Raw genomic sequence first — 21,409 nt, 5'->3', positions numbered from 1 at the left:
TTTTACGCGCATCTGAGGATTATTCATAACTTTGTTGCGTGAGATTATTTTGCATTATACTATCATTTGTCGTGCTTGGTTTGTCTACCAAACCATGCTGTGCAGATAGTAAATGCGAATCAAAAACTTCTATTCACAAATCCCAGACTAAGCCCGTTAAAGAAAACGAATGTACTGGCTGTTCTCCATTTTTTACTTGCGGTTCATGCAGCGGCTTTATAGTGATAAAAAAAACTAATCCTGTTAACATTACTGTAACAGAATTAGAGTCAGGGACTTTTTACCCTTATCTTCAGCCCGATCTAAAGGCTGTTTTACTCTCAATCTGGCAACCCCCTCAATTAGGTTGATCCCCTTGTATAGCCCTATGTGTGGCTCATTCATACTGGTATCAACTTAATCAACTATTGTAATGAAACGATTTTTCGTGCTCATCGCAGCACTTTTATATACTGCCTTAGCCTATTCTCAAAATACATTGAGGGCCGTTATTAAAGACGGTAAAACGAATGAACCTTTAAATGGTGCAACTGTACTTTTGCAGGGCACGACAAAAGGTGCCACTGCCGATACAAGCGGCCAAGTGACTTTAGCGAATATCCCTGACGGGATGCAGGTTTTGCAGTTCCGTTACGTGGGCTATGAAACCAAGCTGGATACATTAACCTTTCCGCTGACCAGTTCCGAACCTTTTTTGGTGCAGCTAATGCCATCGGGCGAAGGCGAAGGTGAAAAGCTAACCGAAGTTACCGTATCGGCTACGCGCAGCAGCCGTACCATTGCCAATATTCCTACCCGGGTAGAAGTTATATCAGGCGAGGAACTGGAAGAGAAGGGCAACATGAAACCAGGAGATATCCGCATGCTGCTTGCCGAGAGTACCGGTATCCAAACGCAGCAAACGTCGGCTACCAGTGGTAACGCCGCTATCCGCATCCAGGGATTGGATGGTAAATACACGCAGATCATACGCGACGGTTTTCCCCTATACTCCGGCTTTTCGGGTGGTTTGGGTTTACTCCAAATCGCCCCCCTGGACTTAAAGCAGGTAGAGGTCATCAAAGGTTCTTCTTCAACCCTGTACGGTGGCGGCGCCATTGCAGGACTGGTGAACCTGGTATCTAAAACACCCACCGATGAACAGCAGCTTAATTTCTTATTGAATGGAACCTCCGCGAAGGGAGCTGATGCCAGTATGTTCTACAGTCAGAAGTTTTCCAAGGTAGGCACGACCATTTATGCTGCTTACAATCATGGCAGTCCCTACGACCCGTCGAACATTGATCTGACAGCCATTCCCAGATTCAACCGCTATACGCTAAACCCTAAACTATGGGTTTATCTTACCGACCGTACTACACTGAATATAGGTATCAATGCAACTGCCGAAAACCGTATCGGTGGTGACTTGCATTACATCGAGGGGAAAGGCGGTGCGCAGCATTCGTACTTTGAGCAAAACAAGACGGGCCGGTACAGCAGCCAGCTACAGCTTGATCACAAACTCAACGACAACGAAAAGCTAACTTTCAAAAACAGTGTCAGCTACTTTGATCGTACCATCGCGTTACCGGACTACCGCTTTTCCGGTGTACAGGTTTCCTCTTACACCGAAGCCAACTACACCCGTACCGGTGAAAATTCAGACTGGGTAGCAGGGCTAAATTTCCTGACTGATCATTTCGGGGAAGACAGGAATAGCAGTTTCCCACTACGCAGCTATACCTACAATACGATAGGCGGCTTTCTACAAAATACATTAAACATCAGTCCGAAGATTACGTTGGAAACCGGCATAAGGGGCGACTATCATAACGATTACGGATTTTTCTTTTTGCCGAGAATCTCCGGCCTATGGAAGATCAATGAACACTTCTCTACTCGTTTGGGCGGTGGTTTGGGCTATAAAGCGCCAACGGTGTTTACCGAAGATGCAGAACGGATACAATTCCGAAATGTCCTGCCTTTGGATGTGGCTAACGCCCGGGCCGAACGGTCGTATGGGGCTAATTACGATATCAATTACCGAACAGCATTGTTTGGTGAAGTGGGCTTAAGCATTAACCAATTGTTTTTTTATACCAGGGTAGATTACCCTATCTCACTGACAACGCTTACTGGTGGCGACCTGCAATATCAGCAGCCCAATAGTGACCTGAACACTAAAGGGATGGAAACCAATGTGAAGCTGACATATGGAGATTTTAAACTCTTTTTGGGTTATACGCTTGCTGATGTAACGCAACATACGGGCAATACAATCACTACTTATCCCTTGGTATCCCGTCACCGGCTCAACAATGTGCTGATGTATGAGTTAGAAGATCACTGGAAGATCGGTGCCGAAGCTTATTATTTCAGTCCGCAGCGGCTTAATGATGGGGCAACCGGTAAAGGTTACTGGACAGCAGGACTCATGGCAGAAAAAATTTGGGAACGGTTTTCGTTGTTTGTAAACTTTGAAAACATCACTGATGCGCGCCAAACCAGATTTGATACGATCTACACCGGCAGCATTACTAATCCAACATTCAGAGATATTTATGCTCCGTTGGATGGCTTTGTGATCAATGGAGGTTTTAAAATCAAGCTTTAAATGGCTGTTTAATAATTAATTATGGAACAAATACCTAATCATAAATTGGATCAAGATATTAAGACCGATCATTCCCTAATTAAAGATGAGCTACCTCAAGAAGAAATTTCAGACCCTGAGAGTGCTAAAGACGAAGAAGAAGGTTGGCTGAGCCACTGGCCGCTGCTCACCGCTCTTTTGATCCTCGTCGTGATGCTCACGCTGGAGTATGGATTCAAGTGGCAGCCGCCGTTTCCGGTGAATCTGATCGTTTTTTTGATCGCCTTTGGACTGTCTGGCTATAACGTACTGGGCATGGCCTGGCGTAAGGCGAAGCACTTCGATTTCTTTAACGAGTTTTTCCTAATGAGCGTGGCTACCATTGGTGCTTTCAGCATTGGGTCTTACAGCGAGGGCGTGGCCGTTTTGGTCTTTTACTCAATCGGTGAGTGGTTTCAGGATGCAGCGGTGAACCGCGCGGAAAAAAGCATCAAGGCATTGTTGGATATCAGGCCGGATAAGGTAATGGTGATGCGTGACGGCAAGCTATCGGAGGTTAACCCGAAAAGCGTCCAAGTGGATGAGATCATCCAAGTGAAGGCTGGTGAAAAGGTCGCATTGGATGGCGAGCTTTCTTCGGATTCGGCCAGCTTCAATACGGCAGCGCTGACGGGTGAAAGTAAGCCGGACACGAAGCGCAAAGGCGAAAAGGTATTGGCAGGTATGATCAATCTGGATAAGGTCACAGAAGTTCAGGTCAAAGCTTTGTTCAAAGACAGCAAGCTGAGCCAGATACTGGAAATGGTGCAGGATGCCACCGCACGCAAATCGCAGACGCAATTGTTTATCAGCCGCTTTGCCAAAATTTATACGCCTATCGTCTTTGCCTTAGCCTTACTGGTATGTTTTGCACCATATTTCTTTACAGAGACCTATAACTTTCATCAATGGTTCTATAGGGCATTGGTCTTCCTGGTGATCAGCTGCCCTTGCGCGCTGGTAGTATCAATACCGCTGGGCTACTTTGGCGGTATCGGGCTGGCCTCAAGAAATGGGATATTATTTAAGGGTTCTAATTTTTTGGACGTCATGACGAAGATCAATACGGTCATCATGGATAAAACAGGAACGCTGACCAAAGGTGTATTTAAGGTCCAGGAAGTGAAAGCCGAAGGACTGAGTAATGATGAATTGGTAGGGATGGCAGCGGCTATTGAAGCCAACTCGACTCATCCTATCGCCAAAGCTGTGGTAGCTTATGCTGGCGATAAAGCTAAAGCTATTAAGGCAGAAAATGTAGAAGAGATCTCCGGCCATGGCTTAAAAGGGACGATAAACGGTAAGGTGGTGCTGGCTGGCAACGCGAAGCTTTTAAAGAAATTCAATATTGCCTATCCTGGTGAAGTGGATGGTTTGGTTGATACCGTTGTCGTCCTGGCTGTCGATAACCGATTTGCAGGATACATCACGATTGCAGACGAAATTAAAGAAGACGCGAAAGATGCTATTGTGCGGATGCACGATCTTAAGCTGCAAACCGTCATATTATCCGGGGACAAGCAAGCCGTCGTGGATAAAGTAGCGAAGTCCTTGGGTATAGATAAAGCCTTTGGTGATCTACTGCCGGACGGTAAAGTTGAAAAGGTACAGGGCTTTAAGGATGCTGGCAGCCGCATCGCTTTCGTAGGTGATGGCGTGAATGATGCGCCGGTGGTTGCTTTGGCAGATGCTGGTATCGCAATGGGCGGCTTGGGTAGTGATGCCACCATTGAAACGGCAGATATTGTTATTCAGAACGATCAGCCTTCTAAAATTACGACAGCTATCCAGGCAGGTAAGATCACCAGCCGTGTGGTTTGGCAAAATATCACCATTGCTATGGTCGTGAAAGTGATCGTATTGGTTTTAGGTGCAGGCGGGGTAGCGAACCTTTGGGAGGCAGTGATTGCAGATGTGGGAGTTGCATTACTCGCTATCTTGAATGCCGTGCGAATACAACGGATGAAACTTTAACAGCTAAAATATTTCAACAAATATTACGTTACTTAATTCAATGAAAGTCTTATCGGTTTTTCTGATCATGTGTCTGTTTTTCCTTTCTGCGTCGAGCGGGTTGGTTCAGGCGGGTTCGAAAACTGATCGGCATTCCTGTTGTAAAAAGTCGGCTGATACAATGAGCTGCCATTCGGAACACCAAAAGCAAAGTGGTGATTGTGGTCAGCCAGGTTGTGCTCAGATGTTTTCCTGTAGTTTGTGCGGATTTATTCCCGTACCAGCCGTTAAACTTCAGCGCACGTTTGCATTTTACCTGCCGAAACCAGTTGCACCCTTTATCATTGGTGATTTATCTGTTTACCATCCATTAAGCTGGAAGCCGCCTAAAGCTTGTTAAATAATCCGACACAACCTGACCTTGAGTGTAACGAATTATTTAAAAGAAAAAAATACAACGATGAAAAAAGTAATGTTTAGTGTGCTGGCAATTGCTTTTGCGGCAACCTCAGTAATGGCTAATGGTAATGCACCTGTTAAAGGAGGAAAAGCAAAACAGGCTACTTGCACCAGCTGTCCTAAAGGACAAAAATGTGCCAAGACAACCTGTACCAAAGCAGATTGCTGCAAATAAACTGTAATGCAATAATGAGGAAGCCCCGTACTTGTATACGGGGCTTCACTTTTAAAAAGCTTTTCTTAACCGCTCGGCCAGTTCATCCGACAACGGACTGTCAATAATTGCATTCGCCGCTTTTTTGATATCATAATCAAAGCGGATAAACTCTGCTTTGATGTTACCGCCGATGGTTAGTATTACATAACCGCCACGTGGGTCGCCATCTTTGGGCTTACCGACAGACCCAGTGTTGATCACCTGCTTATCGCTGATGTTGCGGTGATAAGGCAAATGTGAGTGAGCCACGCAAAGGATATCGGCTTTAACAGCATCCATTATTTGGATGACTTCATCTTCGGGCATGTCTTCCAATACGTATTCGTCGATCTTGCGCGGGCTGCCGTGTACCAGCAGGATCTGAAAATCGGCATATTCCAAGCGGATGTGCGCAGGTAAGGTATTGAGATAAGCCCGGTTGTCGGCCGTCACCAGTTCGTAAGCATAGCCTTTGGTCTTTTCATCATGGTTGCCTTTCAGCGTGGCGATACCGCGTTTTCGAACCTCGGCAATTACCTCATTCGGCCAAATATTATAGCCGATCAGGTCGCCCAGGCAATACACCGCGTCAGGTTTTCGTTCTTCAACGCTGGCCAGCAACGCCTCAAAGGCAGGCAGGTTGGCGTGTACATCGGAAAAAAGTGCTATTCTCATTAGCCGTTCCTTAACATGTCTGCGTATTCATTAGGCAGCGGACTGTCTTCAACGGCTTTAGCTGCCTTTTCAATGTCATAATCAAAACGGATAAACTCGGCTTTAATACTGTCTTTATCTGTTTTTGTGCTGTTTTCTGCAATGTGTAACAACACATAGCCGCCTCTTGGGTCTTTATCTTTAGGTTTACCCACTGAGCCAATATTGATCGCATGATAGAACTGCTCATTAGCAGAAAGTACGCGGTGATATGGCTGATGGGTATGGCCGAAGCACAATACATCGGCATCCGCCTGCTCCATAATGCGTAGCATACTTTTTTCGTCGCGATCCTCAAACAGGTATTCGTTCACCTTCCGCGGGCTGCCATGTACCAACAGCACGTTTAACTTATCGTTGTTGAGTTGATACTCTAAACGAATGTGTGCCGGTAAGGTGCGCAAATACGCCCGCTGCTCATCTTTTACGATCTCGTTCGTATAGCTGATGGATATTTTACCCATCGCTTTTTCTTCATCGGTTTTATAAGCGCAGCCGCAATCATCGCTGTGACGGCCAATACCAAAGTCATAGTTGCCGGTAATGCAGGGAATCCCGCGTTTGCGGATCTCGTCGATCACTTCATTGGGCCAGATGTTATAACCTACCAGGTCACCCAGGCAGTAGATCGCATCAGGTTTACGGGTTTCCACATCGGCAAAGAAAGCTTCCAATGCAGGCATGTTGGCGTGGATATCAGAGAATAAGGCGATTTTCATATTCAGGTAGTAGGTATAATAGTTTTATTAGCGTAATATTTTTTGCGGAACCAGAAAGCGAGATTGACCAGTGCGATCAGCGCAGGCACTTCCACCAGCGGGCCGATCACCCCGGCAAAGGCTTCACCGGAGTTGATGCCGAATACCCCGATAGCGACCGCAATGGCCAGTTCAAAGTTATTACCGGTAGCGGTAAAGGCGATTGAGGTGCTGCGTGAATAGTCCGCACCAAATGACTTACCGATAAAGAAGCTGGCAATAAACATGATGGTAAAATAGATCACCAGCGGGATGGCGATGCGTACCACATCAAAAGGTATCTGTACGATCAGGTTGCCTTTTAAGCTGAACATCACAATGATCGTAAATAGCAACGAGATCAGCGTAATGGGCGAAATGAAAGGCACATATTTGGTATTGAACCATATTTCGCCCTTCAGTTTAATGAGCGCATAGCGGCTGATGACACCAGCAGCGAATGGGATGCCTAAATAGATACCCACTGATTTGGCGATTTCCCCAATGGTAATATTCACTGCCAATCCTTTCAGGCCGAACAATGGTGGCAAAAACGTGATGAACACGTAAGCATAAACACTGTAGAGCAATACCTGGAAGATGCTGTTCAGGGCGATCAGTCCGGCTGCATATTCGCGGTTGCCTTCAGCGAGTTCATTCCAAACCACCACCATCGCGATACAGCGGGCAAGACCGATCAGAATCAATCCGACCATATAATCCGGGTGGTCACGCAGCAAGGTAATTGCCAGGATGAACATTAGTATAGGCCCGATGATCCAGTTCAGCACCAGCGAGGCGCTCAATACCCTGGTATTACGAAACACTTCGCCCATGTTCTCATATTTCACTTTGGCCAGCGGCGGGTACATCATTAATATCAAGCCGATAGCTAACGGGATATTTGTCGTACCGCTTGAAAAAGAGTTAATAAAGGTCGCAGTCGAAGGAATAAAATAACCCAGGGCCACGCCGATAGCCATCGCCAGGAAGATCCATAACGTCAGGTAACGATCGATAAAACCTAATCTCTTTCTTTCAGCCGCCGGGGCACAGTCATTTGCGCTCATATGTTCTGTTAATTGTTGGTGTTTAATTCAAAATGTTGTTGGGCGAAGTTCTTTGCATAGACCTTGATCAGGTCGCGCACCCTGCGAAACTCGTCCAAGACTGCTTCCGGCGTGCCCGTGGCTTTGGCCGGGTCAGGGAAGTTTTCATGATATCGCTCTACCTTACCGGGAAAGAACGGGCAGGCTTCATTGGCATTATCGCAAACAGTGATTACGATATCGAACGGGATGCTTGCATATTCATCCACATGGTTAGAGGTGTGTTTGCTAATATCGATATGGTCTTCTGCCATCACACCAATGGCTTTAGGGTTCACGCCATGTGTTTCAATACCCGCGCTGTAGATCGTCGCTCGGTCGCCTGCGAAGTGACGCAGGTAGCCTTCAGCAATCTGGCTACGGCAACTGTTTCCCGTACATAGGACTAATATATTTTTCATTTTACTAATTGAATTGTCTTTTCTTGCGCTCCTTAATCAATTCCAACTGAATTACTCCTTTTTTCAAGGAGATATACGTCCCGCCACATGCCATACTGCTTTGCGACCCTTTCACGATAGCCCATAATGCGGAATCCCAGTTTCTTATGAAGCTTAACGCTCGCCTCGTTCTCAGGAAATATACCGGCTTGCAGCGTCCACAGGTTCGCCTTCTCACTTTCTATGATCAGGTGTTGCAAAAGTGCCTGGCCTACCTTTCGCCCGCGAAAAGTTTCGCTCACGTAAATGCTGACTTCTGCAACTCCGGCATAAACGCAACGATTGGATACAGGGGATAATGCAACCCACCCCGCTACTTTACCTGCGTCGGTTGTGGCTATAAAACGCAGGTCAGCTAAATGGCTTTTGTTCCAGTCTTCCCATTCAGGAGCTTCAGTTTGAAAGGTCGCCTGACCGGTAGCAATGCCCTCCAAATAAATTCTTCTAACATCCGGCCAATGCGCAGGTTGTAAGGCAATGATATTCATCGTTACATCCTGATTAAGTTAGCAGCAACCAGAACCAGGAGCGCAACTTGGTGCTTCAGCAACTAAATTTTTCAGCTGAATTTTAGGTTTCACTTCCACGGCAGGCGTGCAGCACTCTTCTCCTTTTTCGTTGGTACCACAACTACCGCCACGAGTGATCGCTTTGCATTGAACCGCATCCGGACGGAGATCCACGATCAAATTTTCACCGTCTATTCTTAATTCTTTTGGCAACATCTGACGAGTATCAAACAGCGCGTTTCCAAATTCGATCTTTACTATGGCATTAGGGTTCAGCGGAAGCGCTTTCTCTACGAGGTCTACTATAGACAGCGCCTTGCGAACTTTCATAGACCGTAATTGCTGTTCTTCCTCGGGAACCCATAATTGGACGATCACTTCAGTCCAGGCATTCATGACACCGCCGCAATCGACTGAGGTAATCGGAGCTTGTTTAATTTCAGTGATATGGTAAGAGGCTTCTACCCATGCGTTTTCTGCATATTGAAATTGCAGGTCTAGTGTTGGATTAGCCTGTAGTTGTTCTTTAAAGGATTGCCATTTTAAAGTTTCCATAATGAAGATATTTACCTATTTATTGCAATATTGCGATGATTACGTATAAATTTTTTTAACAACAGGATGTTGGAACTTTATAAAGGTTGAAAAAGTTATTAAGCTGCTCTTGTAGCAATGTCCATGCTTTAGGCTCGATACAGTAGCAAACACTTACACCTTCTATCGTGCCTTGGATCAGCCCGGCATTTTTCAATTCCTTCAAATGCTGTGAGATTGTTGGTTGAGCTAATCCCAACTCATCTACCAAGTCACCGCAGATACAAGCATTTGCACTAATGATATGTTGAAGAATGGCGATGCGTGCAGGGTGCGCAATTGCTTTCAACATAACAGCTAATCTGTTCTGCTCTTCTGTGAATATTTCCGTCTTTGTAAGTCCCATAAACTATATTGCAATATTACGATATAGCGATTTATTTTCCAAATTTATTCTCTTTGTTATATTTGAATAGTCAATAAAGTGGGCACCTAACTAAGCACCTGAAGATTGACTTTCTTTGTAACTAGCTGATAATAAGCACATTTTAGAAATAGGTTCGAGCCCAGGTGGGCGCACAAATCTTACCTTAAAAGGTGTAAAAACCCCGTAAATTGAATGATTTACGGGGTTTTTTGCTTTAAAAGCCCCCAATCTATCTCAAAAAAACGCAAGGATCTCAATACCTATTCCGTAACCTGTTTTCATTTTTTAGCTTTGAGGTACAGAAAAGTTGTTTAATTAACTTATTATCAATACTTTAACTATCATAAAATTAGAGTAAAAATGAGCGGTTTTGAGCCTTTTCTGGACTAAAAAAGCTGTGGTTTTGGGTCAGAATTATACCAAATAAAACAGATAAAATAATGGTTATGAAAACGATGAACACTTTCGGGGTCCAGTTCATTATCCGGCTGGACAAATCAAAGGATGGAAAAGCTCCTATTTACGCACGAATTACAGTAAATGGCGAAATTATACACTTTGCTGTAAAGCAATGGATCGACCCGAAGTGGTGGGATCAACGAAAAGGCGCCGGTAAAGGAAATAAGAATGATGTAAAATTCATCAATGGCGGCCTTGACCAAATAAGGTTGACACTGGGTAACTGCTATCAGCAAATCCTGCTCAAAGGTAAGCTCGTTACCGCAGGAGCGATAAAAGACGCCTTTTTCGGCAATGACGGTGAAGAGCCTAACACGCTTACTCGTCTTTTTGAATATCACAACGAGCAAGCCAACCAGACATTGGCATGGAGTACGCTCAAGCACTACTACGTAACACAGCGTTATCTTCAAAAATTCATTGAAGCCAAACTCCGTAAACGCAGCATTCTCTTGCAGGAGATCAATTATAAATTTGTTATAGACTTTGAACACTTCCTGAGGTGTCACAAGCCGGCTGACCACCAAAAGCCTCTGAATAACAACGGCGTGATGAAGCACCTGATCCGGTTAAGAAAGATGACCAGTCTTGCGCTCAGGCTTGACTGGATCAACAATGATCCTTTCAAAAATTACAAAATGAAGCACGATCGGGTTGATAAAGACTTTCTGACCTCACAGGAGCTTCAACTGATTGAAGAAAAAGCATTTACTATTGAGAGGCTTAAAATCGTTAAGGACATATTTGTTTTCTGCTGTTACACTGGCCTTGCTTATGTTGATGTCGCCAATTTAAGAGAGGGAAACCTGGTAAACGGGATTGACGGTGAGAGATGGATTAAGATACTAAGACAAAAAACGGCTACACCAGTCAACACACCTCTTTTGGGTATTGCCGAGACAATCATTTCGAAATATCAAGGGCATTACCGTTCGTCTAAACTGGACCGTATTTTTCCAATATTCTCGAATCAAAAGGTAAACAGTTATTTGAAAGAGATCGCCGATATCTGCGGTATCAACAAGAATCTGACCTTTCATGTCGCCAGACATACATTCGCGACAACGGTCACGCTATCAAACGGAGTTCCGATTGAAACGGTAAGCAAAATGCTTGGCCACACTAAAATAGCCACCACGCAGATTTATGCTCGTGTATTAGAACAAAAGATCAGTGATGACATGGCATTGTTGAGAAAAAAAATCGGGTAGCAATTGTTGCCCTATTGGACAACTTTGATTTATATTTGTATGGAAAGAATAAGAGAAGTAGTATTATATAAGCGGTATTTTCTTGATTTTCTCGAAGCACAAAATCAAAAAGTTAAGAAAAAAATTTCATGGACGATTGACCTGATTCAAAGTATCGAGCGTGTACCTGAACTTTATCTTAAGCACCTGCAGGGCACTGACGGTTTATACGAGATACGCGTGCAGGTAGGTAGCGATATATTCAGAATATTTTGCTGTTTTCACGAAGGTAAATTGATCATATTAATGAATGGGTTTCAAAAAAAAACTATGAAAACGCCGCCTAATGAAATTGCTAAAGCGTTAAAAATAAAATTAGAGTATGAAAAAAGTAAATGATGATATCACCACATTCGACGAACTCAAAAATAAAGAATTCGGTCTTATTGGAACGCCTGAGCGCGATCAATATGAGAGAGAAGCTGAAGCATTTATTATTGGTGTCATGCTTAAGGAAGCCAGAATTGCCAAAGGATTGACCCAGGAACAACTGGCTCAAAAGGCAGGAACCACGAAGGCATACATTTCCAAAATTGAGAACAACCTAAAAGATGTTCGCATTTCAACCTTAAAAAATATTATTGAGGTAGGACTCAATGGACATCTTAATCTATCTATCAGGCTTTGATTGCTGAGGTTCATTACATTTATATTTTGAGTATCTTTCCCTACGACATTATATTTTGAACAAAGAAAGACTATAAGTTGATCGCTTATGGTCTTTCTTTGCTTAGGCCAATACAGATTTCGTCAATTTTATGTAATCGACTCCTTACTATTTGATCTTATTGACGCATGTAACTCAAAGTGTAACCCCTCCTAAAAGTCGGACTGCTTAAAGGACGAAAAGTCTTAACTTTAAACAGCCAACGATGAAGAACTCTATTATTACCGAAGCGCAGATTATTAAGGCCATAAAAGAATACGAAGGAGGCCGTGAGCTGAACGATGTATGCCGGGAACTCGGCATTCACAAGCGCGGCTTTTTACAACTGGCGTAAAAAGTATGCCGGCATGGACAGCCAGGAACTCAAGCGGCTGAAAGAGCTGGAAGAAGAGAACCGTAAGCTAAAGCATATGTATGCGGAGCTGGCGCTAGATCACAGCCTGTTAAAAGACGTACTCTCAAAAAAGTTTTGAAGCCCTGCCAGCGCAAGAACATGGTTGCTTATTTAACGGAATATCGCCAAGTAAGCATCAGCAGGGCTTGCCGGGTAGTGAAGCTGCCCAAATCCATGTTTTATTATAAGAACGTCCGTGATGATACTGAAACCATCAATAAGTTAGTGGAGCTATCCGAGAAGCATCCTACTGAGGGTCAAGACCTATATTACAGCCGCATACGCCAGCAAGGGCTTCAATGCAATTATAAGCGTGTAAGACGTGTTTATCTATTATTGGGTATGAATAAGCGCCGCAAGGTGCGCAGACGTGTACCAGCAAGGGTTAAAGTGCCACTGATCGTGCCTGATCAGGTTGGAGATACCTGGTCGATGGACTTTATGTGTGATGTGCTGGTGAACAAAAGAAGGTTCCGCACGCTGAACATCATTGATGATTTTAACCGGGAAGCTATTGCTGTGGAGGCTGCTTATACCATGCCAGCCGTGCGGGTAACACAGATCTTGGAGCGAACAATTCATGAGCAGGGCAAACCAAGCTGTATCAGGGTAGATAACGGACCAGAGTTTAACAGCAAGGAGTTTAAAGATTGGTGTGAGAGCAAAGGTATAACCGTGCAATTCACACAACCTGGTAAGCCCATGCAGAACGGCTATATCGAACGCTTTAACAGAACCTTTAGGGAAAACATACTGGATGCTTACTTATTTGAAGACATCAACCAGGTACAGATACTAGCTGATGAATGGATGGAAGACTACAATTACAGCAGGCCACATGAAGCATTGGGAGGTATAACGCCAGACCTATATAAGCGGTTAAACTGTGGAGATATTGAAAACTCTGGCGAGTTTCCAATATCCCCACAGTTCCAACAACAATAATTATATTTTTGAATTAATAAGTCTATAAAATACCAGTCCGAATTAAGGGAGGGTTACAGTATGAGAATATGGGTAACTGTCATAGTCGTGATAACGGTCGGATCTGTTTCGGAAGTTTTCTTGCCGCTAGTATGGGCAACATAATTGTAGATTACTTTTCCTTTAGGCATTGAAATTTTTCTATCTTTCTTTCTCATAAAACAATGTATTTTCCAGCAAATACAAGCTTATTAGAAGACAGCAGTATCCTTTTTTACACCAACACACCTTTTGCGAAATACCAAACTACCTTTTTTATAATTTACCCCCCTATTCGATATGAATGATAAGATGCAAAGTAATTTTTTGTGGAGAAATGTGAAACCGCATCTCGTGTTTTGGGGTGCGTTTATCGTTTATGAACTGGGTATAAATTATTCTTTCAGTGGTGGACATTTCTCCACGTCCTGGCTTGATATTCTGACCTTTTATCCTTTGAACATCGGCCTTTTCTATCTGCACAGTTTAATAATCTTTTATTTTTCAACAAATGGCCGACCGGTTTATCTAATTATCGCTTTGTTAACCGCGCTGGAAATTGTGTTTTATCTTTCTGTGAAGTATGGTATTGTTCATCTTTATTTAAGTACTGGTATTTATAATGTTGAGAAAAACGAAACATTAACTAAGTTTATCATCAACGGTAGTTGGCGGGCAGGTTATTTCATCGTGATCAGTTCAGCCTTTGCGTTCGGCCGCCTTACAGTCTCTTCAATAGAAAAAATTAATCAGCTTGATGAAGAACTTCTCGTAAAAAGTCTTCACCAAGAAAGGCTGGCGAAAGATTTGCTTGCAACAGAAAACGCGTTTCTTAAAGCACAGATAAATCCCCATTTCATATTCAATATGCTTTCTTATATGCATAATCAGGTGTGTAAATATTCAGAATCACTCGGGGATGTTATGCTTTCTTTTGCTGAAATGATGAGGTATGCATTCACTAATACAGACAAAGAGGGAAAGGTTCCGCTGGAGGCTGAGCTTGAACACATAAAGCATTATATAAATCTAACACAAAGTAGGTTCAATAACTCGCTACAATTAAATTTCAAACTGGTTGGATCGGCAATTGGTTTAACTATCGCGCCGATGCTCATTGTAACTTTGATAGAAAATGTGTTCAAATATGGAGAGCTAGCCAATGAAAACTGCCCAGCAAGGATAGAGATTGAGATAAATAAAAACAATTTTAGTTTATTAATTTTTAATGTCAAAGGCAGGCGCAGAAAGCTTCCGTCTAACGGCGTTGGTATGTCTAACGTTAGATCACGACTATTACAATTGTACAATGACCGTCATCACCTAGGAATTAAAGACTTGAATGATACTTATGAACTTAATCTGTCTATTGAACTGTAAATAAAATGATTAAGTGCTTTATAATTGATGATGAAACCCATGCGATAGACACGCTGGTTAACTATATTAACAAAGTCCCGCATCTTGAATTAGCCGGATATACATCTGAACCACTCACGGCTTTGCGAGAACTAAAAGATGCCCAAAGAACAGACTTGGTCTTTCTCGATATAGATATGCCTGAATTATCCGGGATTGAATTAGCAGACTTGCTGCCACCTAAACTATTCAAAGTTTTTATAACGGCCTTTCCGAATTATGCCTTAGATGCTTTTGGTGTCAACGCTGCAGATTATCTGCTTAAGCCAATATCCTTCGCAAGATTTCTCAAGTCCATAGATAAGGTAACCGGAATGATTGGGTTTCCGGTCCCCATACAAACCGAGTCGCCCAATGACTTTATTTTCATAAACCCGGGAGTACGCGGAAAAGTATTACAACTTCACGTTGACGACATTATCTATGTCGAAGGGCTGAAAAACTACATTACAATCTTTACAACAGGAGGCGGCAAGTATATTACCTATTTAACGATGAATGAAATGATGGCAGCTCTTACTTATACCAAATTTGCGCGTGTTCATAAATCATATATCGTCAATCTTCGTAAGATAAGATCTGTGGAAGGGAATATGGTTAAGTTGGCGGAACACATCATCCTTCCGTTAGGCGCAAGCTTCAAAAACGAATTTATGGATATCATTACTTCATTTACCGTCAAAACCAATCGAAAATAAATAAGCGCAAAATGTTATAAGCATTGATTAGATAGAGCTTTCTCAGACAACTTCTTTTTGTATAAAAAATAATAGGTAACCAACTCATGATGCCTTTGCCGGTGTATGAACATTCTGTTTAAATGCATATGCACTAAATCTGCCAGGAGCTGATATCGTCGAATTTTCTTAACATGACTTACCTGAATCAATAAAGATGACGTATGCAAACGCAGGCGCCTGACGTGGGAAGAAATTTTAAGGTCGCGACATAGATTCGCAGAATTATCTATGACATAGTGAAAATCTTTGGCCATGACACGAAATTTCTGATCAAGCGCAACTTTCAATGACTTTTTTTCTGTATTCTCTCCTAACAGGCTAGTCATCACTTCTTTGACAAACGCAAACTGCTCAGAATTGGATGGAAGGAATTGGCTGATTAAGTAATCAGCCATAAGCATTGGAATGAATGCGCACAAATGAAATGCTTTATTCTGCTGTGAGATCTTACTGAAAGCGATCTGAAACTCGCTGCTTGAATGAAACCATTTTTCCACATTTTCGATTATATCTGAACCATATCTTTCGATTTCACGAGAATAAGTATCTAATTGAATGGCTTCAACAAGATGATGATCAATATCGCGTTTCAAGACTTTTTGAAATGCTTGCATGATGTCCCCTAAACGTTCCTGCGCCAAATTGATTCGTAGGCGGAGGTGACTGCCACCTTCATCATACCTCACAAAGTACCAGACTCTTACACCATGATTGGTGTTTCGGAGAATTTTGGTATACACTTTTTTTAACAACGAATCAGCATAACTAGAGGACACTTTAATTTTTAAATAAAGCCACTCGCTTCCGGGTCCGAAATTGCGTTGTATTAAAGATCGGTTAATGGAGTCGTTGAAAGGCACGATCTTAAAGCGACGAACGTCAGAGACAAGAAAAGCAATAAATTGACCAGCAAAAGCCTGTTGATCACATCGGATTAGGTCAGATTGATTTAAATCATATTCTTTGATCCAACAACCAGCTTTCTGCTTCTCAAGACACTTTAAAAAAAACAATTTATGTCGCTCGTCTTGTAAATCAATAACCAGTTGCTGGTCTCCTTCAGTCAACGCTATATAGCGAGAAAATTGACGGTTTTCAATCAAATGCTTTAAACGACGATCCCCACCACCCCCGCCTGAAGATAATTGAAAGATTTCTGCTTCAGAAAGATACCATTGGGCTTCGCTCAGAATTGTTTGATGATACGTAACACGCGGATAGTACTCAAGTCCGGGAAACAAGGCAGGAAGATTTATTTTGAGGTCACTATGAAAATTTTGATATTGGAGGTCACAAAGAAATTTAAATATCCCTAAATCATTTTTATGGTAGTTATAGGCTGAGCTAAATCTTGGAATTACCCGTTTTTGTAAACTTTTGGAATAGAGCACAATTTCATTATTACAAGAGGTAACATATAGATCACTAAGCGGCAAACTATTTCCAAAATTTGAGGCACTTACTGTATTGATGATATATTTGTAGTTCAATCTTCGGCAGTTGATATTGTCTGTCTTGGCATCTAGAAGATGATTGACTTCTGCAAAAATCATCTCGGGATGAGCTTCTTCTTCTTTTATGGCAATCGTGTGAGCTAATGAGTTTATCTCTGTATCCAATAAAGTAAAGCGCCCTATGATTCCTCCTGCGAAGGCCCCTCCCGCAGACTCAATCAGCAACGAATCTCCCCTAAAAGAGAACATGACCTGTGTTGAAAAAGGCAAAGCGGATTCTTCAGGTAGTTCTAATTGAAGCAAATCGTCTTGACTGATTTTGATTGCTTTGCCATCAAACTGGGGTGAAGTCCACTTTTTCAAAAACATTTGCTTCGCTTTATGCTGATGGAATGGCATATCAGTTTCATTTTGGAAATCTTTTAATGGCAAATCGGTCAGCATCTCTCCAAAGGCACCTGTAGCTGAGGATGTTCCATAACCCAAACCCATTTCAGGATCCAGTACCTGTAGCAAGGGAACAATCTGGCGATCGTATCTTGCCTTGAACTTTTTTGTGAAACAACTAAGTTCCGTTGGATTGATCCTAACAGAAAGGCGCATCATTACTGATAGTGCCTCTTTTAATTGAGTTTGATGTTTTAAATTAAGGCCGCCTGAGCTTGCTCTAGTCGACACTGTGTAATAAAATTCCGGAGGGATATATCCACTTTTTTTTTCTAAACAACGCTTAATTTTCAGAGAGAGTAGCTGCAATTCCTGCAATCGCTGAAAATTCGGTGTTTTGTTTGCGCTGACAAAAGCAGAATATAAATTTAAACAAATACCACGTAACAAGGGGAGCTCACCTGGCTGACAATACAATGAATAGTCCATGGGACGTTGAATAACCTGGATTTCAAACAAGTTTTTTATATAGTGATCAGACTCAACGACTGAACAAAGTGTTTGACTGATAATAAAACCTGACAATCTCTCTAATGGTATTAATTGAACGGTACTTAAGTGATCGATGACTTTCTTCAGAATAATATCTTGTTCAATATCAAAGAGCTGGTATAAAACACGACCTTCCTTCAAAACTACAGTTTGAATAAGGCGATATCCGTCTATAGTTTTGTAAAGCGATGGATTCAAAACAATTTTATCATCCGGGCCGGGTTGGTTGAACCCTTTGCGATATAAATTAATTTGCTGGTCCGGCAATATAAAAAGGTTAACTTCTGATCTCGCGCTCAGTTGAACTTCACTCTGAGTTCTATTCCATTTTAAAATACTCACGGACGAAAAAAAGCCGAAGGGTGTGCATCGAAAACATATTCGATTGAAGTACTTCAGCAAGGTTAATTGTTCTTTTTCAGTCAACAATTGAAGATCAAAGTTTTTTGCCTCTAAAAGTTGATAAAAGGAACTACTCGCAAGATATAATGCTAATTTAAAAAACGGGTCAGTAAGCTGTTGTTGTAGATTATTCGGTTTAAAATCATTAGAACTTTGTAACGGCGATCTTAAAATAATGTCAGGTAGAAATGTAAACATGTGATTAGGATTACGGGTTTTGCTTCTAAAGATTACTTACCTTCAAAACCATTATTGAAGGTTCGATCCGGCTGCAAGTGAACTTTTAAATACTCATTTATTATTTCTAATCTGAAATTAGTGAGCACCGGATTAATTAGACTCTTTATTACACCAAATCACATTTAATCGACATAAGTGCTTTACCTTTCGTGACCGACGCGTTGCTGAAATTTCACAATGGAGCGAATTTCACTAAACGATTAATGCTGTCTGGTCAATCCATATGCTGATCTGTTACCCTTAATCCTTCTATTTAGTTAACCAATTTTTGCCAATGGTGTAATTTTTTCAGTAATTGATGTAACTATGCTTTATCTGCATTAAATAAATCATATCTTAGGTTTAGTTAATTCTTATGGAAATAAGGGCCTTATTTGCAATGAACAAGCTAATTTTTCGGCGGTGTACTCTAACAGTAGACTAGACGGAAACGTGGTAAAATCTCATGCATACTTTCCACGTTGACTACAAAAGATGTCATTCTTCAAAAGAGGCTTGGAGTTGAACCCTTACTTGTTATATTGTCAGAGTTGTTGATTTCCTATAGTCGAAACTCAAGCCAACCTTTTTGTGAACTCAATTCATTTCGAAAATTTATATGTTAAAATTTTTCAAAATCATCTTTATGATGTTCTCCATATCAGTCAGCTCAAAGTTACAGGCTCAATCGGTTAATAAGAAGTATCTGAGACGTCAATTGGACAGCATTATGTCATTGGATCAAAAATATCGCGGATATCTTTCTGACCTGTCAAACACAGCTAAAAAAATAAAAATAGCTGCTAAATTCCAATCGACCGCTGAGGAAATCGATGACTTACTATGGAACAAACAAAAATCAATTGATTCTGCTAACTTGCTCTTTGTTGAAAAGGTAATTGACCAATATGGTTACCCTGGTAAGAAATTAGTGGGCACCCCTACCAATGAAGTTGCATGGAACGTAATACAACACTCTCCAAAGATTGATAAGTACATTGATGTTGTCGCCAAAGCGGCGCATAAAAATGATCTCCCATTTTTTCTTTACGCTACTATGCAGGACAGATATCTTGTAAACAAACACCAAAAACAAATTTACGGCACGCAGGCCGCATTCAGGCAACTTAAGCGGACAGGAAAAAACGACTGGTTTATTTGGCCTATAGCCAATCCGCAAAAAGTCAATTTACGGAGAAAGAAAGCAGGTTTCAAAAACACTGTGGAAGAAAATGCAAAATTGCTCGACATTAATTATGAGGTTCTTGATTTATCTGACTTTCACTAAATTGAGTTTTAAATTTCAGAGCAGTCTTTTGGAGATCAATGTTCTCTTGTTAATTTTATCTAGAAAACTTTCTTTGTAGGAACTGCTTAAAGGTAAATGTGAGCCGTTAGTCATCACTACCTCGTTGCCATGAATATAATGTATGTGATTATGATTGATGATAAACGATCTGTGAATCCTGGAAAAATCTTTTTCTGGAATATGATCCGCTAACTCTTTGATCATTACATAGGTTGTAATGTTTTCGCGAACGGTAGATACAATAACATAATTTGTTGCACTTTCGAAATATACAATATCCTTCAAATCTACCCTAAACGTTTTGCTCTTGTTCTCTCCTCTTACGAAAAGAAATTCTTCATGCTTGGCTACAGTTACCTTCTGTTCGATTGCTCGGCGAATCGTTCCTAGAAATTTAGCATACGAAACCGGCTTCAAAAGATAAGCAAAAGCCTCACTATCGTAAGCTTCTGCGGCGAAATTGTTGTAGGCTGTTACAAAAATGACAAGACACCTCTTTCCCAACAACGCCGAGACTTCCAATCCGGTTAAGTCAGGCATATCAATGTCTGTAAATAGTATATCAGGCACGTCTCCTGCATTAAAAGCGGCTAAAGCACATTTTGGATCTGTAGATTGACCAATAAGTGTTACCTCGGGGGTTTGAGTGATATATCCAGCTAAAGTCTCTAAAGAATGTAGCTCATCGTCAAGAACGTAACAGGTGAGTTTATTCATTTTAGCTGATTCTGCACAAAACCATTACTTAATCTCCTTAATAGTGTCGTTTGCCGTGTTATAATTTCTGCATTTGCTGTCATACCTGCTCTTAAGTGTACTAATGGAGATAGCTTGGTCAGCTCTAAGGTCACTTCACACAGTAACGTATTATCTTCTGTTGTAACATCTGAAATATAAGTAATTTTACCCTTTATAGCACCATACTCTTGGTAGGGGTATCCATTGAGTTTAACGATCACTGTTTGATTAAGCTTGATGTTTGGAGAATTTACAGGAACTGACATTTCGCCGACATACCTCTGTGTATTGGCACCTATATACAATGCTGACTGTCCCCGGAATAACTCCTGCCCTACCCTCATTGGTTTGGCGTAGCTTACCATTCCATTCCGGGGCGCATAAAGTGTATCCATCATGAGTTTAAAAGTTCCTTGCGCAGAACCTTTGTAGTTATTGATCTTGCCTGAATCAGCATGTTGCTGTAGAACGGCTAAGGGTTGTCCTTTACGGACCGTTTCATGGTTCCTAACCATAATGCAGGTAATTATTCCTGATTGCTGAGCATTTAAGGTCACCGGTTGACTGAGCGCAGTAATTTTAAGCGCCATACGCTGTAAGTCAGGGTATTCAACAAAACCTGCTAATAAGAAGATCAATAAAAGCTGCACGAAAAAAATCGTTATTCCCCAACGTACGACCCAGGACGGAACTGCATTGATTATATCGTCCATGTCCTCCGAATGCAATTGATCGGCAGGGACCTCATTCTTTTTTTTAAACAT

The 21,409-nt window shown here is 41.8% G+C and carries 22 protein-coding genes; 12 read left to right on the top strand and 10 right to left on the bottom strand.

The genetic code is table 11. The features are described 5' to 3' along the window. The first annotated feature begins 412 nt into the window (after nucleotides 1–412). The 3 genes from AAGR14_RS04180 to AAGR14_RS04170 all read left to right on the top strand — a co-directional run bounded on the left by AAGR14_RS04180 (nucleotide 413) and on the right by AAGR14_RS04170 (nucleotide 5,201). Complete coding sequence (locus AAGR14_RS04180) at nucleotides 413–2,596, top strand: TonB-dependent receptor (protein WP_342647346.1); 2,184 nt, start codon at nucleotides 413–415, stop codon at nucleotides 2,594–2,596. A 21-nt stretch (nucleotides 2,597–2,617) separates the two neighbouring features. Next, nucleotides 2,618–4,588 carry a heavy metal translocating P-type ATPase gene (locus AAGR14_RS04175; RefSeq protein ID WP_342647345.1) on the top strand — a complete coding sequence of 657 codons (1,971 nt, stop codon included), beginning with the start codon at nucleotides 2,618–2,620 and terminating at the stop codon, nucleotides 4,586–4,588. Between the two features lie 400 nt (nucleotides 4,589–4,988). Then, nucleotides 4,989–5,201, top strand: a complete 213-nt coding sequence (locus AAGR14_RS04170; RefSeq protein WP_228169258.1) for a hypothetical protein — start codon at nucleotides 4,989–4,991, stop codon at nucleotides 5,199–5,201. A gap of 51 nt (nucleotides 5,202–5,252) precedes the next feature. Here AAGR14_RS04170 and AAGR14_RS04165 read toward each other — a convergent pair whose 3' ends face one another. Genes AAGR14_RS04165 through AAGR14_RS04135 form a run of 7 tightly spaced genes read right to left on the bottom strand, consistent with a single transcriptional unit; the run spans nucleotide 5,253 to nucleotide 9,671 of the window. Beyond that, nucleotides 5,253–5,897 carry a metallophosphoesterase family protein gene (locus tag AAGR14_RS04165; protein WP_342647344.1) on the bottom strand — a complete coding sequence of 215 codons (645 nt, stop codon included), beginning with the start codon at nucleotides 5,895–5,897 and terminating at the stop codon, nucleotides 5,253–5,255. After that, complete coding sequence (locus AAGR14_RS04160; protein WP_342647343.1) at nucleotides 5,897–6,655, bottom strand: metallophosphoesterase family protein; 759 nt, start codon at nucleotides 6,653–6,655, stop codon at nucleotides 5,897–5,899. Before AAGR14_RS04160 ends, AAGR14_RS04165 begins: the two co-directional genes overlap by 1 nt. Nucleotides 6,656–6,657: 2 nt before the next feature. Continuing rightward, nucleotides 6,658–7,743 carry an ACR3 family arsenite efflux transporter gene (arsB, locus tag AAGR14_RS04155; protein ID WP_342647342.1) on the bottom strand — a complete coding sequence of 362 codons (1,086 nt, stop codon included), beginning with the start codon at nucleotides 7,741–7,743 and terminating at the stop codon, nucleotides 6,658–6,660. A gap of 8 nt (nucleotides 7,744–7,751) precedes the next feature. Continuing rightward, a complete protein-coding gene (locus AAGR14_RS04150; protein WP_228169262.1) occupies nucleotides 7,752–8,183 on the bottom strand; it encodes an arsenate reductase ArsC in 432 nt (143 codons plus the stop codon). A 32-nt stretch (nucleotides 8,184–8,215) separates the two neighbouring features. Continuing rightward, a complete protein-coding gene (locus tag AAGR14_RS04145) occupies nucleotides 8,216–8,710 on the bottom strand; it encodes an N-acetyltransferase family protein (protein ID WP_342647341.1) in 495 nt (164 codons plus the stop codon). A gap of 18 nt (nucleotides 8,711–8,728) precedes the next feature. Next, nucleotides 8,729–9,286 carry a DUF6428 family protein gene (locus tag AAGR14_RS04140; protein WP_342647340.1) on the bottom strand — a complete coding sequence of 186 codons (558 nt, stop codon included), beginning with the start codon at nucleotides 9,284–9,286 and terminating at the stop codon, nucleotides 8,729–8,731. Nucleotides 9,287–9,341: 55 nt separating this feature from the next. Next, nucleotides 9,342–9,671, bottom strand: a complete 330-nt coding sequence (locus tag AAGR14_RS04135; RefSeq protein WP_342647339.1) for a metalloregulator ArsR/SmtB family transcription factor — start codon at nucleotides 9,669–9,671, stop codon at nucleotides 9,342–9,344. 467 nt (nucleotides 9,672–10,138) lie between these two features. Between AAGR14_RS04135 and AAGR14_RS04130 the strand changes: the two genes are divergently transcribed. The 8 genes from AAGR14_RS04130 to AAGR14_RS04095 all read left to right on the top strand — a co-directional run bounded on the left by AAGR14_RS04130 (nucleotide 10,139) and on the right by AAGR14_RS04095 (nucleotide 15,542). Continuing rightward, on the top strand, nucleotides 10,139–11,362 hold the full coding sequence (locus AAGR14_RS04130) for a site-specific integrase (protein WP_342647338.1): 1,224 nt from the start codon (nucleotides 10,139–10,141) through the stop codon (nucleotides 11,360–11,362). A 39-nt stretch (nucleotides 11,363–11,401) separates the two neighbouring features. After that, nucleotides 11,402–11,740, top strand: coding sequence for a type II toxin-antitoxin system RelE/ParE family toxin (locus AAGR14_RS04125; RefSeq protein ID WP_342647337.1), 339 nt, complete (start codon nucleotides 11,402–11,404; stop codon nucleotides 11,738–11,740). Next, complete coding sequence (locus tag AAGR14_RS04120; protein ID WP_342647336.1) at nucleotides 11,724–12,029, top strand: helix-turn-helix transcriptional regulator; 306 nt, start codon at nucleotides 11,724–11,726, stop codon at nucleotides 12,027–12,029. Before AAGR14_RS04125 ends, AAGR14_RS04120 begins: the two co-directional genes overlap by 17 nt. 244 nt (nucleotides 12,030–12,273) lie before the next feature. Further along, complete coding sequence (locus AAGR14_RS04115; protein WP_342647335.1) at nucleotides 12,274–12,402, top strand: transposase; 129 nt, start codon at nucleotides 12,274–12,276, stop codon at nucleotides 12,400–12,402. A 13-nt stretch (nucleotides 12,403–12,415) separates the two neighbouring features. After that, entirely contained in the window at nucleotides 12,416–12,541 is a 126-nt protein-coding gene (locus AAGR14_RS04110; protein WP_342647334.1) for a hypothetical protein, read from the top strand. Between the two features lie 20 nt (nucleotides 12,542–12,561). Further along, nucleotides 12,562–13,407 carry an IS3 family transposase gene (locus AAGR14_RS04105; protein ID WP_342647333.1) on the top strand — a complete coding sequence of 282 codons (846 nt, stop codon included), beginning with the start codon at nucleotides 12,562–12,564 and terminating at the stop codon, nucleotides 13,405–13,407. A gap of 318 nt (nucleotides 13,408–13,725) precedes the next feature. Next, nucleotides 13,726–14,805 carry a sensor histidine kinase gene (locus AAGR14_RS04100; RefSeq protein ID WP_342647332.1) on the top strand — a complete coding sequence of 360 codons (1,080 nt, stop codon included), beginning with the start codon at nucleotides 13,726–13,728 and terminating at the stop codon, nucleotides 14,803–14,805. 5 nt (nucleotides 14,806–14,810) lie between these two features. Then, complete coding sequence (locus AAGR14_RS04095; protein WP_342647331.1) at nucleotides 14,811–15,542, top strand: LytTR family DNA-binding domain-containing protein; 732 nt, start codon at nucleotides 14,811–14,813, stop codon at nucleotides 15,540–15,542. A gap of 14 nt (nucleotides 15,543–15,556) precedes the next feature. Here AAGR14_RS04095 and AAGR14_RS04090 read toward each other — a convergent pair whose 3' ends face one another. Next, complete coding sequence (locus AAGR14_RS04090; RefSeq protein WP_342647330.1) at nucleotides 15,557–18,577, bottom strand: thiopeptide-type bacteriocin biosynthesis protein; 3,021 nt, start codon at nucleotides 18,575–18,577, stop codon at nucleotides 15,557–15,559. A gap of 667 nt (nucleotides 18,578–19,244) precedes the next feature. Between AAGR14_RS04090 and AAGR14_RS04085 the strand changes: the two genes are divergently transcribed. Beyond that, nucleotides 19,245–19,886 carry a DUF6624 domain-containing protein gene (locus AAGR14_RS04085; protein WP_342647329.1) on the top strand — a complete coding sequence of 214 codons (642 nt, stop codon included), beginning with the start codon at nucleotides 19,245–19,247 and terminating at the stop codon, nucleotides 19,884–19,886. Between the two features lie 15 nt (nucleotides 19,887–19,901). On the opposite strand, the gene AAGR14_RS04080 is transcribed toward AAGR14_RS04085, so the two are convergent. Then, on the bottom strand, nucleotides 19,902–20,624 hold the full coding sequence (locus tag AAGR14_RS04080; RefSeq protein WP_342647328.1) for a LytTR family DNA-binding domain-containing protein: 723 nt from the start codon (nucleotides 20,622–20,624) through the stop codon (nucleotides 19,902–19,904). Further along, nucleotides 20,621–21,409, bottom strand: coding sequence for an HlyD family secretion protein (locus AAGR14_RS04075; RefSeq protein WP_342647327.1), 789 nt, complete (start codon nucleotides 21,407–21,409; stop codon nucleotides 20,621–20,623). Before AAGR14_RS04075 ends, AAGR14_RS04080 begins: the two co-directional genes overlap by 4 nt.

Source organism: Mucilaginibacter sp. CSA2-8R (assembly GCF_038806765.1).
Classification (GTDB): Bacteria; Bacteroidota; Bacteroidia; order Sphingobacteriales; family Sphingobacteriaceae; genus Mucilaginibacter.
This window is presented reverse-complemented; position numbering and strand designations above follow the sequence as displayed.

Bases quoted from the DNA above. Each gene is read 5' to 3' on its own strand.
- AAGR14_RS04180 (WP_342647346.1), top strand. From the start codon at position 413: ATGAAACGATTTTTCGTGCTCATCGCAGCACTTTTATATACTGCCTTA.
- AAGR14_RS04175 (WP_342647345.1), top strand. From the start codon at position 2,618: ATGGAACAAATACCTAATCATAAATTGGATCAAGATATTAAGACCGAT.
- AAGR14_RS04165 (WP_342647344.1), bottom strand. From the start codon at position 5,897: ATGAGAATAGCACTTTTTTCCGATGTACACGCCAACCTGCCTGCCTTT.
- AAGR14_RS04160 (WP_342647343.1), bottom strand. From the start codon at position 6,655: ATGAAAATCGCCTTATTCTCTGATATCCACGCCAACATGCCTGCATTG.
- arsB (WP_342647342.1), bottom strand. From the start codon at position 7,743: ATGAGCGCAAATGACTGTGCCCCGGCGGCTGAAAGAAAGAGATTAGGT.
- AAGR14_RS04150 (WP_228169262.1), bottom strand. From the start codon at position 8,183: ATGAAAAATATATTAGTCCTATGTACGGGAAACAGTTGCCGTAGCCAG.
- AAGR14_RS04145 (WP_342647341.1), bottom strand. From the start codon at position 8,710: ATGAATATCATTGCCTTACAACCTGCGCATTGGCCGGATGTTAGAAGA.
- AAGR14_RS04140 (WP_342647340.1), bottom strand. From the start codon at position 9,286: ATGGAAACTTTAAAATGGCAATCCTTTAAAGAACAACTACAGGCTAAT.
- AAGR14_RS04135 (WP_342647339.1), bottom strand. From the start codon at position 9,671: ATGGGACTTACAAAGACGGAAATATTCACAGAAGAGCAGAACAGATTA.
- AAGR14_RS04130 (WP_342647338.1), top strand. From the start codon at position 10,139: ATGAAAACGATGAACACTTTCGGGGTCCAGTTCATTATCCGGCTGGAC.
- AAGR14_RS04125 (WP_342647337.1), top strand. From the start codon at position 11,402: ATGGAAAGAATAAGAGAAGTAGTATTATATAAGCGGTATTTTCTTGAT.
- AAGR14_RS04120 (WP_342647336.1), top strand. From the start codon at position 11,724: ATGAAAAAAGTAAATGATGATATCACCACATTCGACGAACTCAAAAAT.
- AAGR14_RS04115 (WP_342647335.1), top strand. From the start codon at position 12,274: ATGAAGAACTCTATTATTACCGAAGCGCAGATTATTAAGGCCATAAAA.
- AAGR14_RS04110 (WP_342647334.1), top strand. From the start codon at position 12,416: ATGGACAGCCAGGAACTCAAGCGGCTGAAAGAGCTGGAAGAAGAGAAC.
- AAGR14_RS04105 (WP_342647333.1), top strand. From the start codon at position 12,562: ATGGTTGCTTATTTAACGGAATATCGCCAAGTAAGCATCAGCAGGGCT.
- AAGR14_RS04100 (WP_342647332.1), top strand. From the start codon at position 13,726: ATGAATGATAAGATGCAAAGTAATTTTTTGTGGAGAAATGTGAAACCG.
- AAGR14_RS04095 (WP_342647331.1), top strand. From the start codon at position 14,811: ATGATTAAGTGCTTTATAATTGATGATGAAACCCATGCGATAGACACG.
- AAGR14_RS04090 (WP_342647330.1), bottom strand. From the start codon at position 18,577: ATGTTTACATTTCTACCTGACATTATTTTAAGATCGCCGTTACAAAGT.
- AAGR14_RS04085 (WP_342647329.1), top strand. From the start codon at position 19,245: ATGATGTTCTCCATATCAGTCAGCTCAAAGTTACAGGCTCAATCGGTT.
- AAGR14_RS04080 (WP_342647328.1), bottom strand. From the start codon at position 20,624: ATGAATAAACTCACCTGTTACGTTCTTGACGATGAGCTACATTCTTTA.
- AAGR14_RS04075 (WP_342647327.1), bottom strand. From the start codon at position 21,409: ATGTTTAAAAAAAAGAATGAGGTCCCTGCCGATCAATTGCATTCGGAG.